The sequence below is a fragment of the Sphaerospermopsis reniformis genome, from assembly GCF_005402885.1.
Lineage (GTDB): Bacteria > Cyanobacteriota > Cyanobacteriia > Cyanobacteriales > Nostocaceae > Sphaerospermopsis > Sphaerospermopsis kisseleviana.
This window is the reverse complement of sequence record NZ_BJCE01000532.1, coordinates 1-700: the sequence shown is the minus strand read 5'-3', so window position 1 is coordinate 700 and position 700 is coordinate 1. Positions and strand designations below refer to the sequence as shown.

Here is a 700-nt window from a genome sequence, read left to right as displayed (position 1 = left end):
TTGAGGGGGCGACAAGCAAGTTGAAACCAAGATAGGGAAAAGGTTTGAGGTGATAGACCCTCTGAAAAAATCTGGTGCTTATTGAGAATAGTATACAGTTATTAAGCAGATATTTATAGGGTGCAGTTTGATGGTAAAAAAGAATGGTCTCGTCAAAATAACAAGACCACAAAAATAAATGCTACCATTATTTTATCAAGAAATCCTCGAAAAATACTTGACTAATAGACAGTTAATCACCCTAAAAATGTTGGTGTGGGTACTTCAAACACAGAAAGAAGTCAGAATAGAAAGATTAGCAGCGAACCTGCCATTACCAATACAAGAAAATAGCCGTCGTCGTCATATACAAAGATTTTTGAACTCTAATAAGTTGAGTGTGGTGCTGTTATGGTTTCCAATTATTGAAGTAATTTTAGCACGCTTATTTAAACCACTCTCACAATTGGTTATTGCTATAGACAGAACCCAATGGAAGGATAATAACATTTTGATGGTAAGTGTAATTTATCAAAAAAGAGCATTACCAATATATTGGTGTATGCTAGATAAAGAAGGTTGTAGTAATTTGCAAGAACAACAGAAAGTATTACGTCCGGTAATTAGGTTATTGAAACGTTATCAATTAGTCATTATTGGCGATAGAGAATTTCATGGTGCTGAATTAAGGAAATGGTTACATAGTCAGGGGTTGAAGTAT

1 protein-coding gene is annotated in these 700 nt (G+C 34.3%); it reads left to right on the top strand.

The annotated features are described in order from the left end of the window. Positions 1 to 178 precede the first annotated feature (178 nt). Positions 179 to 700: transposase family protein (locus tag FFR48_RS28235; protein ID WP_503827319.1), on the top strand; the 522-nt coding region annotated here is incomplete at its 3' end.